Raw genomic sequence first — 16,221 nt, 5'->3', positions numbered from 1 at the left:
GTGTCTTCTGTGGACGTACATCAGCATATTCTGTCACTTCTTGGGATGTCCAATCCAGTGATCTTGGATATCGGCTGCAATGACGGAACCGATACGGCACATTTTCTTACCCTGTGCCCACAAGCTCAGCTTTACTGCTTTGAGCCGGATCCCCGAGCGATCGCGCGTTTCAAGAAGAAGCTCGGTCCAAATCTCGATAAGGTGAAGCTGCTTGAAATTGCGATCAGCGAACGAAACGGGACGATCGACTTCCATCCAAGCAATGCAGATGGAGATGCAAAGGAATGGGACCTCTCTGGCTCAATACGCCGCCCGAAGAACCATCTTACCGAGTATGATTGGGTTCGCTTCGACGGTCCCGTCTCGGTTGAAACTCGACGGCTCGACGATTGGTGCAGCGAAGCTGGACTGAACACGGTCGATTTCATCTGGATGGACGTTCAAGGTGCCGAGGCCGATGTCATCGCCGGTGGCGTGCAGACGTTAAGCAACACGCGCTTCATCTACACGGAATATAGCGATCGCGAGCTCTACGAGGGGCAGCTGTCCCTGCAAGCCATTCTCGACCTATTACCATCATTCGAAGTGGCGGCTCATTATCCCCGCGAAGTGGAGGGTGACGTATTGCTGAAAAATACGCAATTCTAGCTGCCATATCCGGCAGCCCCGTTCGTCGGTGAAAGAGCTTGCCCCAGATTTATGTAGCACATTGTTGTGTAACAGCGATCGATCGGGCAAGCGGGCTCGTTGCCTCGCTCGCGGCATGTCCTTTGACGTTCTCGGTTGTTGCCGTTGCACGGGCTTAGGGACGGGAGATGCATAAGACTCCCGTGATAATTGCTATTTTGATATATCGGCGCGGTGAGTGACGTCCCGGATAGCCGCGCGAGCCGTTTCAGATGCTTGAATCAGCTCCATCAGCCGGCGCTCATACTGTTTAAGCGTCTGAACGGTTGCTGCATGCTCTGGGCCTCTAGGAAGCTGCTGCACTGATTCGAACAACTGCCAAAGCAGCTGCATCATGTCGCGTAGTTCCTTGAGCCTCGCCAGTTTTGTCACCCGGTCAACCTTGCTCTAATTGCTCCAACGCGAAGACGGGCTGAAGCATCGGCGTTCGATCCGATCAACACCGCAGATAGGAAGACGTGAGATCGGTAAAAAGGGTCGTTTTTCCCCGCCGGATGCAGTTGGTCGCACGATCGTCTCCGTTGGTTAGTTTCTTTCTCGCGGTTTTTCAGTCCTGCCGTCTCGCTCATGATCCTGGCGGGAACCATTCAGTCTTCTGTACAGAGGCAAATGTTGCGTGAGGGTTTTGCAACGACCGTGCCATCAGCTCGATCTAGCCTACGGATCTGAGAATACTAGGTTCGTGGTTGTTGCGGATCCGACATCGCCTCGGCGCCCGGCCTGTCAGTGTCCATACAGCATCAATGGATTCCAAGCACCGGCTTTGGCTCTGAGCGTTGTGTTGCGACGCGTGCAATACGCGCTGTGGTCCTTGGCGCCGGAAAGCTCGCTTACAGCTGCTCTAGCACTACTTTGGCAGAAAGTATTTTCGCCGCTGTTTTTCAAGGATTTGCTTTCGGCAATATGGGCACTGCTGGGGCGGCGGCCGAAGGATGAGATCGACGATAGCGTGACGTACGGCGGGCATAGTTGGTTGAGGGGGAAGCCCGTTGATTCTTTTTTTTCCGCCCCGCGTTTGCGAGGCGACGATGTTGCAGGAAGGCGTAGGCAATCATTGTCATAAGGGCGTGGCGATGAAGACCTTGCCATGATCGCCCTTCGAAGTGATCAAGTCCAAGCTCCTCCTTCAACTGTTGATGCGCCTGCTCACAAATCCACCGTGCCTTGATGGTGGCGGCCAGCGTGCGCAGATCCGTCGTCGCCGGAAGATTGGCAAGATAGTATTTCTTCTCCCCGGAGGCACGTTGCTCGCCAATGAGCCAGGCTTCGTCGCCTGGGAGATGCTGCTGACCTTTATCCCATATCCGCTGCGGAGGGCCGTCGGCGGTGCGGACACGAAGAGCAGCAAATCGGGCTTTGAGCCGACCTTTCGTCCCGCTACGCCAACTCACGGTTTTCCATTTGGCGCTGGCCAGCATTTGTTCTGCCGCAATAGATAAGATATCGGGCACGTGGTGCTTTCGTGGTTTGCCACGGGCTTTGGTGATCGGCCAAATGAGCTTTACATCGACCGGATACACTTTCTGGTGCCGAGGGATACCGACCGCCCAGGCCAGCCCGCGCTCTGTTAGCCCTTGTCGAAACGGTGCGCTGAGGCCGTATCCTGCATCCGCCAGCACACATCCAAAGCGTATGTTGGCTGCCATCGCGCGGTCAATCTCGGCCAAAGCGATCTCCGGCTTGGACCGTGGCGTTCGGTATTCGACTGGCACGCGAGCGCGCTTCAAACGAGATATGTCGCTTGTCCAGCTGTCAGGCAGAAAGAGACGTAACGCGACCATCACTGGCACTTCGCCGCGCGCAAGCGTTAAAGACACCAGTGTTTGGCAATTTGCAGTTTTACCGAGAGCCGACGCGTATTGAGCCGCAACACCGACAGATCGCCCCCCCTTTTTGGCAGTGAGGTGTCATCAATAACCAGCACCGCATCCCTACCGCGCCGACCACACCACCAAGCGCGCCGATTCCGAGCACGACGCTGACGATCCGGCTGTCGAACTCGAGATCCTTGGTCAGATGCAACAGAAAGGCTGCAGAATAAGCGCTATGGCAAAAGATGAACGTGGCGGTGGCTAAAGTGACCGCCCTCAAGATCGGATTGCCGAACACGCCCGCCAGCCCCTCAGCCACTTGGCAGAGTACCGCGCACGAGGCGGCTGTTGAGCGCCCAGCGGACCGCGTCGGCAACGGAATCGTCGCCAGTGTTGCCGCCACCGGCTCCGAGCCAAGCGCAAGAGCGGCCTCATCAAGTCGCCCGCCGCTGACGGCCCTCCGGTCGGCTCCGCCTCCCTCCGTCCCGTCAGCGGCGGAGCCAACCTTCAACCGAGATCATAATCCCGATGGTGGGGGCAGTTCTTTATGACGCAAAGGGGGCAGTTCCGGATGGCGACACATGGTGACGTTGGAGCCCAGCAGCGAAATGGTCTGGCCGACCAGCAGCGCAAGATAGCTGCGCGGCAACCCGCCAATCGCGGCGGAACAGTTCCGGCGACTCACGCGTCGCCAGACGGGCTTGCAAGCGGTAAATAGCGGAGGCGGACCAGCTCACTTCCGGCGATCTGCTCGAACAACGGGATCACTCTGCCAAGCGCATAGACGAACTGCTGGCTTGGGAGTGGCAGCCTCAAAGCATCGCTCAGGCCGCTTAAGCACGATCAACGGAGAATTTGTATCGATGGCATAGCGGATCGCCAGCGTCGAGAAAATTCTGCTGGGCTCGCTGGTGCGGAGGCTGAGCTCAAATCCCAGCGCGATCTTCCGCTCGAGCCAACTCTGTGAGCCAGGACGAACTAACGAGACATCCAGGTTGTCGGCCGGGCCAAGAATCTCTCTTGTTGCTGGCCGCGTGTCGCCAGAATAAGTACAAGGATTACAACGAGAATTAAGAGCCCGCGCATACCTGAGCTATCCGAAGCTGTACGAGAATTGTTGACGATATCCAGGGCACTTGCGGCGGCGGATGAATGAGCGAATGTCGTCCGAGGTCGCTGTTGAGCCAGTTAGGACGAGGCCGCCGCGCATGGCGGCCGCCATCCATTAGCTCAGCAGATCGACTCTGCCCGTATCAAGCCTGTAAAGGCCCCCGACAACCATCAGTCTGTTCTGCTCAACTGCCCGGTTTAGAACCGGTCCCGCCAATCTGAATTTATTGACGTTATCGATTACATTTTGCCGGGTCGCATTGGCGAACGTGTCGCCGCCTTGCTGCCGAGATTCCTTAACCACAGGTGCAAGTGCGGCGACGAGCGATGGAATATGTCCCAGCGGCGGCTTGTCGTCGTTGAGCGCCTTGATCGTGGCGTCTACTGCGCCGCAATGATCGTGACCAAGTACCACAATTAATGGCGTGTTCAGCACGGCCACGGCATACTCCATGCTGGCGAGCGTGTCCTCGTTGACGAAATTTCCTGCGAGTCGGCAGACGAACAGATCACCAAGTCCGCTGTCGAAGGCCAGTTCTGGCGCAATACGAGAATCAGCGCAGCCCAGAACCGCGGCATATGGATTTTGCCCACCGACCAAAACCCGGCGCTCGCGTTTGAAATCGTGGCCTTGGGAAGCGCCCTGGACGTAGCGATCATTACCTTCCATTAGCCGCTTCAGCGCAGCACCTGGAGAGAGCAGATTATCCGGCTTCGGCCGCAGTTTTGATTCCTTCGCCTCGACGATATGGTCGGCAAGCAGCATGCCGACAGCCGACATAGTGAACAGCAACAGAGAACGGCGCGAAGGTTCGATCGAATGGCTCATGCTCGAAGAATCTGCTTGCATGTGTGGTGGCACCCTATCGCGCGGCTTTACGCCATCCCAGGGCGGTCGCTTCCGATTCGCTGCAAAGCCAACGTTCACCTAAGTTCTTCGTCATATCGATTTGTTCGTAACTGTTTTGCCCGGGCAAGTGGTAAATGCGCTCGCCCTTACGGCCCACGGTGCCCTTTATCAGACACTCCTGTGAGGGCGGGTCGGTCAGCAAAGCGGATCCGAGCAGGAGTTCTTGAACGTCTGAGGGCACCGAGCTTGCGCCAATAATGATCGTCGACTGGTTGCGATGGCGCCAATCCCAAGGTGCAATGAACGCCCCGGACCAGATGCCCGCATAGGCATTGCTCGCAACAACCTCATAGATGGCATAGCTTGCTGCGGAGCGTGCCGATAATAGCGCCCATCCCGAGCGTACCATCCACGCGTTCACATCCTCGCCTGCGATGAAGCAGTTGCCAAGCGACCTCCTGTACACATCTACCCCTGTGGTATGGCAATCCCAGGTTCGCCCGTTCGAATGCTTGATGAGCTCATCGCGAGCAGCTATGCCACAAGCCCATTTCTGGCCATGGGCGTCGAGGCAGATCTGATCAGTCTCTGGCGCCTCGATGCCCGAGAGCCGGATTTTGGTCTGCTCGATTTCGATCGTGTTGCCGTCGAGAATGCGGGGAGCGCCGCTGAGTGTCGCCGCGCAAACCGGAGATGCGATGATAGCGAGCAATGCGGCCATCATCATGCGTTGTTTCATATCTGACAACCTTTCGTTCTTGGTCCATGGGCCCAGACACACGTACAATCGGTCACCGCTACATTCGACCGCTTGATCACACATCTTTGCCATCTGGCCTGTGCATCGTCCGAGGTTTGCTTTGTCGTTCGTGATTCTCACCCTACGTCCTGACGCAACGTGAGGTTCAAGCAATTTCGTCTGGTGTGGGCGTTGCTGCTCGTGACCTGGCTCACCCCGTCAAGCCTCGGCCGCAACGGTGATGCTCGGGCTTCAAACGTCTCGTTGGATATTCAACAGCTGATCCAGCCTCTGCTCAGGCCGATCAGATGAGCTGCCAAAATTGCAGCGGGAACAGCGGCTTCCTGCCGTGCGGCATACTGCCGATCGCGAATAGCGCCATTGCGGGGTCTGCGACTTAGTCCCGATTTGACCAGCGCGTTGGGAGGCCACTGGATAACCTCCAGTTCGAGCGGCGCGCTGCCTGGTTCATTCGAGCGCCGTTATCGATGCGAGCCAAAGGCGCTCGGTTGGGAGTCAGGAAAGCGCCCTGGAGTATTAATGCGATCTGGAGTTCGTTTTTTGGGAGCCACGGCAGTTGCGCTTGTCCCAATTGGTAAGACGATTCGGCAGAACTTGAGCCGGCGGTGCAGCGGTGCTGGTCTGGAGGGTGCATTGGCGAACACGTCGGCGGTAATTGCTGCGGACATGCTGAAACAATTCCTATAGTCCGTCGATCCGGCGACGCCGGCATATCCCTGTGTTCGCGGCGGTTTGCCACATCGGCTACTCATCACGGCAGGTCCGGCGTGTTGTCCTACTTTGTCACGGATGATTTCAGCGTCGGCGTACGCGGTCGCTATTGGCGATGCGGACCAAAAAGGACAGCGACTTGACACGCACAGGCCGTGGTGGCCGGGGAAGCAACGTTTTCGAAGCATGAGACCCTGGCGGGCGGTTAGAGCTGGCTCCACAAATTCGGACAGTAGCTTGAGTGGATTTTCTGCCTGAGAGCGGCGAGGCTTCTTGCCGCGAAACAGGAGCGAAGATGACGAAGAGGAGTCGCCGGACGCATTCTCCGGCATTCAAGGCAAAGGTGGCTTTGGCGGCCGTGAAGGGGGAGAAGACATTGGCCGAGCTGGCGCAACTGTTTGATGTCCATCCGAACCAGATCACGACCTGCAAGTCCCAACTCCTGGAAGGCGCCGCCGGAGTGTTTGGGCAGGACAACGGACCGGCCGAGGCGCCGGTCGATTTGAAGCGTTACATGGCAAGATCGGCGAGCTTGCGTTGGAGAACGATTTTTTGTCCGGCGCGCTCACCAAGGCGGCCCTGCTGAGCGCAAAGCGATGATCGACCGCGACCATGATCTGTCTGTCGTGCGCCAGGCGAAGGCCCTGAACCTTGCCCGCAGTACGGTTTACTACGAACCTCGGCCGGTTTCGGCCGAGGACTCGTCTTGATGCGCCGGCTCGATGAGCTGTACCTCGATTATCCCTTCGCAGGGGGGCGCATGCTGCGATCGCTGTTGCAGCGTGAGGGCATGCAGGTTGGCCGCCGCCACGTCGCGACGCTGATGAAGCGCATGGGGATCGAGGCGATCTATCGCCGTCCGAACACGAGCAAGCCCGCACCGGGCCACAAGATCTACCCGTACCTATTGCGCGGATTGAAGATCGAGCGGCCGAACCAGGTCTGGGCAATGGACATCAGCTACATTCCGATGCGACGTGGATTCGTTTACCTCGCCGCGGTCGTCGATGTGTTCAGCCGAAGGGTATTGGTCCATCGCGTATCGATCACGATGGAGACGATATTCTGCGTCGAAGCGCTCCAGGAGGCGTTGGCGAAGCACGGCAGGCCCGAGATCTTCTTCAACACGGATCAGGGTAGCCAGTTCACCAGCCTCGACTTCACCGGCGTGCTGCTGGACGCGAACATCGCCATCAGCATGGACGGCAAGGGTGCCTGGCGCGACAACGTGTTCGTCGAGCGGCTGTGGCGCACTGTCAAATACGAGGAAGTCTATCTGCGTGCTTACGACAGCGTGCTCGAGGCGCGAGCATCGATTTCCAAATATCTGGCGTTCTACAATCGAGGACGTCCTCACTCGAGCCTTGACGAACGCACGCCCGACGAGGCTTACTTCGGCGCGCAAACGATGGTGACGGCCGCATGATCGTCGCCAACGATTTTGCTGCGGCTCTGGTCGGGCTTGCGCCCTCCCGACGCCACAGCAAAATCGTAAAGCCCCGCGTTCAGCATAACCCGGCAGGAATCCACTTAATTTTCGCGGGGCCCTGTCCAAACAACCGAGACCAGCTCTAACCTCCACGATTCGAAATCCCTGTCCCATGTCTTCCTGAATGGCGTGACGATCATGAACTCGGCGTTTCTGGATGCCGATCTTGATCAATGTGAATTCGGCGATACCATCACGCTCGAACAGGTCTGCCTAGTAAGTGGCGCGCGTCCCACGCGGGTATTCGATCTCGTGCGCGCGATCGAAGTAGAATGCGCAAATTTCAGCGGTCGGTTGAAAAAAACTGCGACTCGAATTCATTTCCAACATTGTGCGTTTGATGGCATCGGAGCGAACCATAGCACCAAGCTCCCTTGTCTACATTGAGGGTGTTCTTTCAGCGCTGGGCTCAACGCTCCTCGAGGACGGTGACCCGCAGGCAATCCTTTCGGCTTTTATTACCGTGCGCAACGCCCTGTTCGACCGGGTGAACGAGATATTGCTGGCCAAGTCCAGCTCGGTCGGCGCCACCGAGAAGATTGTGCTTGATAAGGCGACAGACCAGCCATCTCAACCTTGCAATGTTCCGCTCGCCAATTCATGCAAGCTGCTACGGCGCTTACCTGTGGCCGGACACGCAGCAGAAATTGTCCGTTGGTGCCGGCGCCGCGTTCTTCAACCAACAGCGCGGAGTTTCACCTTGCCAGCCACTGCGGGCGAAGGTCCACGCCGCGCAGCCCGAATTGGCCCAGCACGCACCCTGGCAGTTCTCAGGAACGCTGTTCGGCGGCAGAGAGAAGCTGCTGATATCGGAGCCTAACCGGTCCTTCCCATACTCGATGGACTGGGCGAGGGCCGTAGCGCTAAGGAGAGCTAGCGCCAAAGCGACGAGGGGAGCTTTCATCTCATTAATCCTCCTAGCAGATCGCCATGATGGCGACATAAGCAATCGGTAGCCGCATATGCTCACTCTCCCTCATAGTCCGGGATATCTTGGATCTGGCCATTGTGGCGGTTCAGTCCCTGCCACGCGCCGCTAACTTCAGCGGTCGGTCTTAATGTCCTGCAAGCAAAACTGACCGGTTGGCTCCGGAAAGCCCGAGATAATGGAGAATTATATCTCGAAAGGTCTCACGCCCGCACCTACCAAGACTGGTTGGCTTCATGGACCCTGGACCAACGTCGCGTGGATCAGTCGCCTCAGCCTTGGCCGCAAAGCAGCTAGCCCTCGCAGGCCGAACGCGACCGGCGCGATCGGGCAGCTGCGCGGACGCGACTCGGCGCTGGGAAACATGCGAACCGCCGCTGTCCCTATCACGCGCAGTTAACTTCAGTGACCAGCTTTACTGTCATGAGTGTTGGCTGCTCTTTAAAAATTGGCATCGCTTTATTCGGGAGAAAGGCCAACCGTACGGAACGAGGGGATGTCCCGATCGGTGTTGAACTACGTCGGGCCGACGTTGCCAGAATGAATGTTACGCTGCCCTCGTGACGCGGGCAACGGGCTTGGTCGTCATGCGATCGCGGTGAGCTTGAAGGGCCGCACGCAGAACCGACAATTGCTTATGCGCCTTCAATCGTCGGAAGCCCTTGTTGGCCTCGATCATGCCGGCCGCGACCCATCGCAAAGGCCATACCGGCATCGCGCCAGCGTTTGATGTTGCGCGTGACGCGGCGAATGGTGCCCATCATGTTCTCGGCGATCTTGGTCCAGGCGAGCGAGCGACCAAGCTCCTTCGGCAGCTTCAACCGGACGACAGTCAGGATTTCGTCGAGGCCTTCGAGGATGCTCGCCGCTACACCGGGCCATTGCTGGTCGAGTCGACGCGCGAGATTGCGGATCAATTTTTCAGCCTTGTCGGCGTCATCGAGCTGCCGGGCCTGGCGCAGCACCCGACGGGTGGCCGCATGATGCTCTTTCGGCAGGCGTTCCATGATGTTGCGTGCCTTGTGGATCTGGCAGCGCTGGATCGCAGTGGCCGAATCGAGGGTGCGGCGGATCGCCTTCGACAACGCCTTTCGTGCGGTCGGCGATGAACAGTCCTGGCACCGTCGGGTCGAGCCCGCGCGAGACCAGGTTGTCCAGCAGGGCCTGAACCGTTACGGCATTCTCGGTCGCCCCTTCCACCAGCGCCAGCGGATGCTTGCTGCCTTCGCCGTCAACTCCGATCGCGGCGACCAGCACGAGATCGTCGCCGAGATGCAGCCCGTCGATTTGGACCACCAGAAGGTCGAGCGTGGACAGATCGGCGGCCATGAAGTCAGCCAGCCGCGCCGCCGACAGCGCTACGAACCTCCGCGAGGCCGCCGACTTCGAAACCCCGATCCGGGCGGTGCCGGCACGTCACCCTCGGGCAGCCGGACGGCGCGGCCGAACCGGCGCGTCGACACATTGATCAGCATCAGGTTCATCGCCCCGCGACCGAGCCAATCCTCCTGCGCCACCGTTTCCCAGCTCGGGATCGTGACCTCGCCGCCATCCACGCCCCGGACCCGCGGGCGCTAACCTCGATCTTGCCGCCGTGGAAGCCGATCCGTCCCCGCGTTCGGCCCAAGGTGCGTCCGCCGCGCCGCCTGGCGCGGCCCGCCACAACATCCGCCTCCATCATCGTGCCGAGCGCCTCGATCCCTGCCGCAAGGCAGAACCGATCGAAGCTCGCCCGCACTTCTGCAAACGCTTCGTCCACCGCCCCGGTCGCCGGCCAACCAGCCGGTGTGATATCTCTTGTCATGGCGTTGCTCTTCTTTGTGGAATCAGCACCCCGAGCCTACCGGCTCAAGGTGGGCAACGCCGACCTCTTCAGAAATTCAACAGAACCCGGGACATCCCCCGGAACGACCCGAAAGCCGTTAATTCCAGAATGCCGGCGGGTTAACGTAGCCGTTAAGGGAACGTTGAGCGCGCCCGGCGTCCGCGAAGTGCTCGGCGCCGTCCATCGTCGGCGCGTGCGCGTGGGAACTGAGGCCGAAACCTTTCGGCCAAAGCGAAACCGCGCCGGCCGGATCACTGAAGCGGATAACGTGGGGCATTAGCGTCCCTTTCGCGTTGCGCACAATCGCGCGTGTTCAGAAATCGAGCGGCGACGAGCGAAAATGCCCAATTGCAACCCTTCTCCACTGTAGCAGGTGTTCTGACGCGTGATCGTTTATGATGGCGCAATCAACAGAGTTGTCGAACGGAACGTTCCGCCCATAAAAGGCGAGCCAAGGTGCTTGTTGCGGACAATTCATGTGTTGTGATCACCCTGTTCAAGAGCGCCCTGACAGCCTTTTGCGAAACCAAGCCGAAGTCGGCCAAGGCGCAAGAAGCAAGCTGTGATGAAATTATGTCCGCACGAGCCGCAATCGCCTTTGGCAGTACAAGCGCGAGTCTCCTTTGCGTAACCGTGTGGAAATACGTCAGAGCCTGAGCTGGCTCCGGTTGTCTGAACAGATTTTCCGCGTCGATAAGTGGAGCCTCTGCCATGGTTAGGCTGCCAAGCGGAGTGGCAGCGGGTTGAAGTAGGCTTGATCGGGGGTGACGCCGTCAAGGCTCGAATGCGGGCGCCGACCGTTGTAGAAGTCGAGGTATCGGCCGATCGACGCGAGGGCCTCGCTGACGCTGTCATAGGCCCGCAGATACACCTCCTCGTATTTGACGCTGCGCCATAGCCGTTCGACAAACACGTTGTCTCGCCAGGCTCCCTTGCCGTCCATGCTGATCGCAATGCCGTTGTCGGCGAGCACGCCGGTAAAGGCCTGTCCGGTGAACTGCGAGCCCTGATCCGTATTGAAGACGTCCGGCTTGCCGTGACGAGCCAGGGCATCCTGAAGCGTCTCGACACAGGACGTCGCCTCCATGGTGATCGATACGCGCCACGACAGCACGCGGCAGCTGAACCAGTCGAGCACAACCGCCAGATAAACGAAGCCGCGGGCCATCGGGATGTAGGTGATGTCCATCGCCCACACCTGGTTCGGCCGCGTGATCTCCATTCCGCGCAGCAGGTACGGCTAGATCTTGTGGCCCGGCTCGGGCTTTGTCGTGCGTGGACGGCGATAGAGCGCTTCTATCCCCATCCGCCGCATCAACGTCTTCACATGCCGACGGCCGATCTTGCACCCATCGGCAGCCAGCAGCCCTCGCAACATGCGAGAGCCGGCAAAAGGGAACTCCAGATGCAGCCGGTCGAGGCGCTGCATGATCGCAAGGTCGGCGTCCGGCACCGGCCGCGGCAGGTAGTACACGCTGCCGCGGCCGATGTTCAAAGCCTCCGCTTGCCTGGTGATCGACAGCTCGTGCTCACGGTCGATCATCGCTTTGCGCTCAGCAATCCCGCCGCTCCTTCTAAAAAACTATGCGCGGCGCTGCGCTCCCCCTGTGGGATAGAAACGGACCGGCGCTAGATTGCCGACCGGGAGGGAGCGGCCGATACGATTTTGGTGGCACGTGACCCCGTTAAAAAACCTGGTCCATGGGTTGTCGCGCACTTGAGAGTGGTGACGCCATCCGGCGATCCCGTTTAGGAATCTGACGGATAGCGCAGCCCAGCCTTCCGCCGCCGTCAGCAGGAGGATTAGAGATGAACCCCAAAAGATCGAAGTCGAGGAACTGAGCTGCTGCCGGTTTGATGGAGATGAATCTTCAGCTGCACCACGTCGTCACCGACATCACCGGCGTGACCGGCCTGCGTATCATACGAGCGATCCTTGCCGGCGAGCGCGATCCTGAGGCGCTGGCGTGCTTGCGCCATTATAGTTGCCGCTCCAGCGCCGAGACGATCGCGAAGGTGCTCACCGGAAGCTACCGCGCCGAGCATCTGTTTGCGCTCGAGCAGGCACTTGCGCTTTACGACGCCTACCACGAGAAGGCATCTGCCTGCGACGCCCGAATTGAAGCCGTGTTGAAGGAACTGAGCTTCCATCGCGGTCATGGCCACGGATCAGCGCCGCAGGTCTCGCGGCGTCGGAATCGAATCGATCAGGCGAACGCTCCAGCTTTCGACGTCCGCGAGGCGCTGTTCGCGTTGCTCGGAAAGGACCTCACCGCGATCGACGGCCTCGGTCCTTTACCTCTCGCTGAAGCTGATCGCTGAATGCGGCGACGACCTCTCCTCGTGGCCAAGTGCAAAGCATTTTACCTCCTGGCTGGGACTGGCGCCGGCGGCAAAATGCTCTCGTCCCGAACGCGCCGATCCGGCGGCCGAGCGGCGGCACTTCTGCGCCTTGCTGCCGTGACCGTGGGGCGTACAGACACTGCGCTCGGCGCCTTTTATAGACAGCTCTCAGTGCGCATCGGCAGGGCCAAGGCCGTGACCGCCACGGCCCGGAAGATCGCAGTTCTGTTCTACAATGCTGTGCGATACGGCATGGACTATGTCGATCCCAAGGCCTCGTCCTACGAGACGCGTTACCGGACGCGAGTGGTCAACAATTTGCATCGGCGTGCCAAGCCATTCGGCTTTGTTCTCCATCCCTTGGAGCCGAAAAGTAGATGCTGCCGTTTCTTAGGAATCGTTCTCCAGCGTCAGTTCGCCGATCTTGGCGTGCAGCGACTTCACATCGATGGCTGCTTGTTCCGCTCCGGAGCCGCCGCCGGGACCGAACGCATCGGCGGCCTTGCTTTCAAGCTGAGCCTTCCACGCCGTGATCTGATTGGGGTGGACGTCGAACTGCTCGGCAAGCTGAGCCAGCGTTCGATCGCCCTTCACGGCGGCGAGCGCCACCTTCGCCTTGAAGGCCGGTGTGTGGTTCCGGCGTGTTCTTCTGCTCATTGTCGCTCCTGATTCGCAGGCACAGCGTGCCCGCTGTCAGGCCGAAACTCCACTTATCGCCCTGTGCAGAATTCCGGGGCCGGCTCCGTTGACTCTGAGTACGTGATCGACTGCGGGCGCACCTTCCCAAGCGTGAACTCTGCAAGCAGCCGCTTGGCTTCCGTCCGAGCTTGGGAGAGGGAAATCGTGGGGAAACGGCCGATCGTAATGAGCGAGTTCTTGCGGTTGAGGACGAATGTCTTGGAGCCGCCCTGCGACACACGAAAGCCAAAGGTCGGAAGCTTATCGTCCCAATAGCAAATCTGGCCCTTGGGAGGCGGCGATATGCTCCGGAGGCCAACATCAGAAAACGCCATCTTAGCCATCGGCTAGCTATTACCAACGAGGGGAATGGAGCGGCAATCTATGATGCACCAAGGCGGTAATTCTTCAATAGAATTAAAAAAGGTAGCGGTCGCTATGGCGCAGTATGTTTTAGGATGTAGATGCGAAAATTAGGAATCATAATCCTGGGGTCGGGGGACCAATCCCATTGAAAGCACCTTCGCCACCGTGCGCCACCACACGATCCGATCGAAGGGCTGCCTGTCCAACACGACCGCGCTAGCCCGTCCTATTCGTGAGAGTGCGTTTTTTTGGTCCGATTGATGTGGCCGCACATCTGCTCTGACGAGGCGCGCGGGATTGCCTTCGGCCTTTCACCGCCTGACGACCGGTACTTTGCAACGCGCTTGAGGTGTAGGTTGGGCGAACGGGGGGCGGACGCCCCGCCGGTCAAGGACCGAGCGGCAGCAGCGCGCCTGGCAAGCCGCGGATCAGGTCGGCTTCGGGACATGCCGCGGCAAACGCGGCTCGTGGTCTCGACGACACGGGCAGCGAGTTTCAAGAGACGAAGACGCAGCGTCGCGAACTCGGCTGTGGCCAATTCCCGGGCTTTGGGAATCGCGTCGCGCACGGTCAGCATCAGCCAATAAGCGGCGGTGTTGAGAACGAGGCGGACTTGATTGGCGAGCGCCGAACGGCAGCTGGTGCGATCGGAGGCGAGCTGCGTCTTATGCAGCTTGATCAGATTCTCGGCTTGGCCGCGCGCGCAATACAGGCTGTCGTAGATCCACTCGGCCGAGCCGACATCGAGGCTGGTGACGACGAAACGGATGTCGAGGCCGAGCATCGTCGCCTCAATACGGGCGACGGTACGTCGTTCGCGATCCCAGGACTTTGCCTTGTGGCGCGTCTCGGTATAGCCACGCAGAACCGGCAGGTTCTCGATGGCGCGTCGCGTGCGGATGCCGTTGGCGGCCTCGTCGACTTTTCTGGCGAGCGGCTTGGTGCCGGACAGACCGAAGATGTAGTCGATGCCGTTGGTTACACCACGCTCGCCAGCCTCTCAGGCGCCCTCTGACGAATAAGACGGGCTAGGTGCCAATTGATACACACACCGTTCGGACCCGGCTGCCAGGCCCTTAGCCGACATGACCAAACGCGCCTCTTTTGTCCGCTTCTGACGGTAATGCTGACGTCGTTCGGCGGGCAGAGTTATGGGTACACGGACCCGCTAGCGGCCGGCATCGTATCCGTGAGGGACAAACGCCATGGCTAAGAAGAACGAGATACTCCTCAGTATCGCGCTTGAGGGCGACGCGGAGGTCAAGGCCAAGCTCGAGGCCATCGGCGACGCCGGCAAGAAATCGCTCGGCGACATCCAAAAAAAATTGGCGATGCCGGTAAGACATTCGGCAAGGCGGCCGAAAGCGGGCGGCGGTGGCCTGAAGGAAGCCGTTGCGCCACTGCTGGAGAAATCTGGTCTCCAGGGTGCATTTGCCACGCCAGGCGCCTTCGCTGGCGTCGCGCGCGGGGCTTCATTGAGCGCGGCAAAAAGATTGTAGTGGCGGACGTACACAGCGCGACCGCTGTCGGTTCTGTGACTCCACTTCAAGGCTTGCCAACGGTCCGGACCGCCCCCGTGTGACCACGACTTCAAGTCACATTACGACACGCCGGGTCACGAGCAATCCTGAAGACTCAGAAGATTGTCGGGAAGAAAACGATCGTTCTCGGTCTTGAGGTACTCGCGACCATCGTGTTCTTCGACGATCACATTGACCGTCTTGCCCTGCTCAGTGACCTCATAAGCGCTTTTGTCGCGTTTGACGTTTGCAATGGCTCTTTCTTCCGAGTCTTGCCATCCTGAACCACCGACTGCTTGAATACGCCGATGGCGGTCTTGATGGGTAGGCAGCTTGATAATGCAGGTAATCCGGCGAGTCATGGCTCACTCCTATTCGTCTCCAGCGGCAGAACGGCATCACAGCAAATCCCGAATCAACCAAGTGAGGATACGGGGAGCAGCCTTACGGCCCAACGTGCGTCACTATTATCCCGACCAGCAGGACGGCGCTTAAGACCGCAAGGCCAATACAAACGCGAGTCGGGGTTGAATAAGAACGAGAAGTGTGGTTGTTCGAACATGCCGCGCACCTCTTGTCCTTGACGCGAGCGGGGTACCGCTCCTGTATTTGTGTCTCCATGCCGGCGAGTTCTTTCTTTGGGCGTCGCTGCTTCGGGATCGCGGCCTCTCACTGCGCTTAGCTCTCCCGCGTCTCGGCAAGGTCTCGTCCGAGAATACCGACCCGTTTGTTCAGCGCGTGGCGCAACGCATTGCCCTCACACGCCGTCATCCTGCCAGCAGATCGCTCGGACATACAGTCCATCATGACCCGTTGAATCTCGACTAGTGTCATACCTTCGATCTGGGCAATGCGCCTCTTAACTGCGGCGCGCAAGTGAGTAGTAGTTTTTCCAGACATCGACAGATTCCTGATGCTCCACGGGAGCCCAGCCCGAAAGGCTAACGGCGGCTGACGTTACTGCATCAACATTGGATCGGGCTCCTACCTACTTTAGGGGGCAGCCAGGCAGAGGGCAGGACGACAACCGACGCGACGGCTCACGCTATTCAAGGGGCAATCCGTTGTGTGGTGAGCCTTGGTGATGTCGTCCGGCAACGTCGTCGCCAAGGCTCTCACGTAGCTTCCGTCAATCGGCGCGGA

The 16,221-nt window shown here is 59.2% G+C and carries 9 protein-coding genes and 7 pseudogenes; 5 read left to right on the top strand and 11 right to left on the bottom strand.

The window, feature by feature from the left end; all coding sequences use genetic code 11:
* Window positions 1-648: an FkbM family methyltransferase gene (locus HAP47_RS34410; RefSeq protein ID WP_173642976.1), complete on the top strand. Its 648-nt coding sequence runs from the start codon at window positions 1-3 to the stop codon at window positions 646-648.
* Window positions 649-840: 192 nt separating this feature from the next.
* Here the strand turns inward: HAP47_RS34410 and HAP47_RS34405 are convergent, their stop codons facing one another.
* The 4 genes and pseudogenes from HAP47_RS34405 to HAP47_RS34390 form a co-directional block, all read right to left on the bottom strand.
* Entirely contained in the window at window positions 841-1,023 is a 183-nt protein-coding gene (locus HAP47_RS34405; RefSeq protein WP_166072233.1) for a hypothetical protein, read from the bottom strand.
* A 545-nt stretch (window positions 1,024-1,568) separates the two neighbouring features.
* Window positions 1,569-2,623: pseudogene (locus HAP47_RS34400) on the bottom strand (IS701 family transposase); the annotation flags it as partial.
* Between the two features lie 1,100 nt (window positions 2,624-3,723).
* The gene (locus HAP47_RS34395) at window positions 3,724-4,437 is read right to left on the bottom strand and encodes a carbonic anhydrase (protein WP_231168572.1); all 714 of its coding nucleotides are present in this window, start codon (window positions 4,435-4,437) and stop codon (window positions 3,724-3,726) included.
* A 34-nt stretch (window positions 4,438-4,471) separates the two neighbouring features.
* A complete protein-coding gene (locus HAP47_RS34390; protein WP_231168571.1) occupies window positions 4,472-5,185 on the bottom strand; it encodes a thermonuclease family protein in 714 nt (237 codons plus the stop codon).
* A 1,039-nt stretch (window positions 5,186-6,224) separates the two neighbouring features.
* Between HAP47_RS34390 and HAP47_RS34385 the strand changes: the two are divergent.
* Window positions 6,225-7,355 (top strand): annotated as a pseudogene (locus tag HAP47_RS34385) (IS3 family transposase).
* 201 nt (window positions 7,356-7,556) lie between these two features.
* Window positions 7,557-7,805: a hypothetical protein gene (locus HAP47_RS34380; RefSeq protein WP_173640821.1), complete on the top strand. Its 249-nt coding sequence runs from the start codon at window positions 7,557-7,559 to the stop codon at window positions 7,803-7,805.
* Between the two features lie 232 nt (window positions 7,806-8,037).
* On the opposite strand, the gene HAP47_RS41715 is transcribed toward HAP47_RS34380, so the two are convergent.
* The 3 genes and pseudogenes from HAP47_RS41715 to HAP47_RS34370 all read right to left on the bottom strand — a co-directional run.
* Entirely contained in the window at window positions 8,038-8,322 is a 285-nt protein-coding gene (locus HAP47_RS41715) for a PAN domain-containing protein (RefSeq protein ID WP_173640822.1), read from the bottom strand.
* 571 nt (window positions 8,323-8,893) lie between these two features.
* Window positions 8,894-10,150 (bottom strand): annotated as a pseudogene (locus HAP47_RS34375) (IS256 family transposase).
* A gap of 736 nt (window positions 10,151-10,886) precedes the next feature.
* A pseudogene (locus HAP47_RS34370) lies at window positions 10,887-11,744 on the bottom strand (IS3 family transposase); the annotation flags it as partial.
* A gap of 281 nt (window positions 11,745-12,025) precedes the next feature.
* Between HAP47_RS34370 and HAP47_RS34365 the strand changes: the two are divergent.
* Window positions 12,026-12,874: pseudogene (locus tag HAP47_RS34365) on the top strand (transposase); the annotation flags it as partial.
* A gap of 36 nt (window positions 12,875-12,910) precedes the next feature.
* Here HAP47_RS34365 and HAP47_RS34360 read toward each other — a convergent pair.
* The 3 genes and pseudogenes from HAP47_RS34360 to HAP47_RS34355 form a co-directional block, all read right to left on the bottom strand.
* Window positions 12,911-13,171: pseudogene (locus HAP47_RS34360) on the bottom strand (transposase); the annotation flags it as partial.
* A gap of 53 nt (window positions 13,172-13,224) precedes the next feature.
* Window positions 13,225-13,527 carry an Arm DNA-binding domain-containing protein gene (locus HAP47_RS41710; RefSeq protein ID WP_173640823.1) on the bottom strand — a complete coding sequence of 101 codons (303 nt, stop codon included), beginning with the start codon at window positions 13,525-13,527 and terminating at the stop codon, window positions 13,225-13,227.
* 418 nt (window positions 13,528-13,945) lie between these two features.
* Window positions 13,946-14,534 (bottom strand): annotated as a pseudogene (locus HAP47_RS34355) (transposase); the annotation flags it as partial.
* A 229-nt stretch (window positions 14,535-14,763) separates the two neighbouring features.
* Here HAP47_RS34355 and HAP47_RS34350 point away from each other — a divergent pair.
* The gene (locus HAP47_RS34350; protein ID WP_173640824.1) at window positions 14,764-15,057 is read left to right on the top strand and encodes a hypothetical protein; all 294 of its coding nucleotides are present in this window, start codon (window positions 14,764-14,766) and stop codon (window positions 15,055-15,057) included.
* A gap of 116 nt (window positions 15,058-15,173) precedes the next feature.
* Here the strand turns inward: HAP47_RS34350 and HAP47_RS34345 are convergent, their stop codons facing one another.
* Window positions 15,174-15,440: a DUF3892 domain-containing protein gene (locus HAP47_RS34345; RefSeq protein WP_173640825.1), complete on the bottom strand. Its 267-nt coding sequence runs from the start codon at window positions 15,438-15,440 to the stop codon at window positions 15,174-15,176.
* Window positions 15,441-16,221 lie beyond the last annotated feature (781 nt).

The sequence above is a fragment of the Bradyrhizobium sp. 41S5 genome (assembly GCF_011516665.3).
GTDB lineage: Bacteria > Pseudomonadota > Alphaproteobacteria > Rhizobiales > Xanthobacteraceae > Bradyrhizobium > Bradyrhizobium quebecense.
This window is presented reverse-complemented; position numbering and strand designations above follow the sequence as displayed.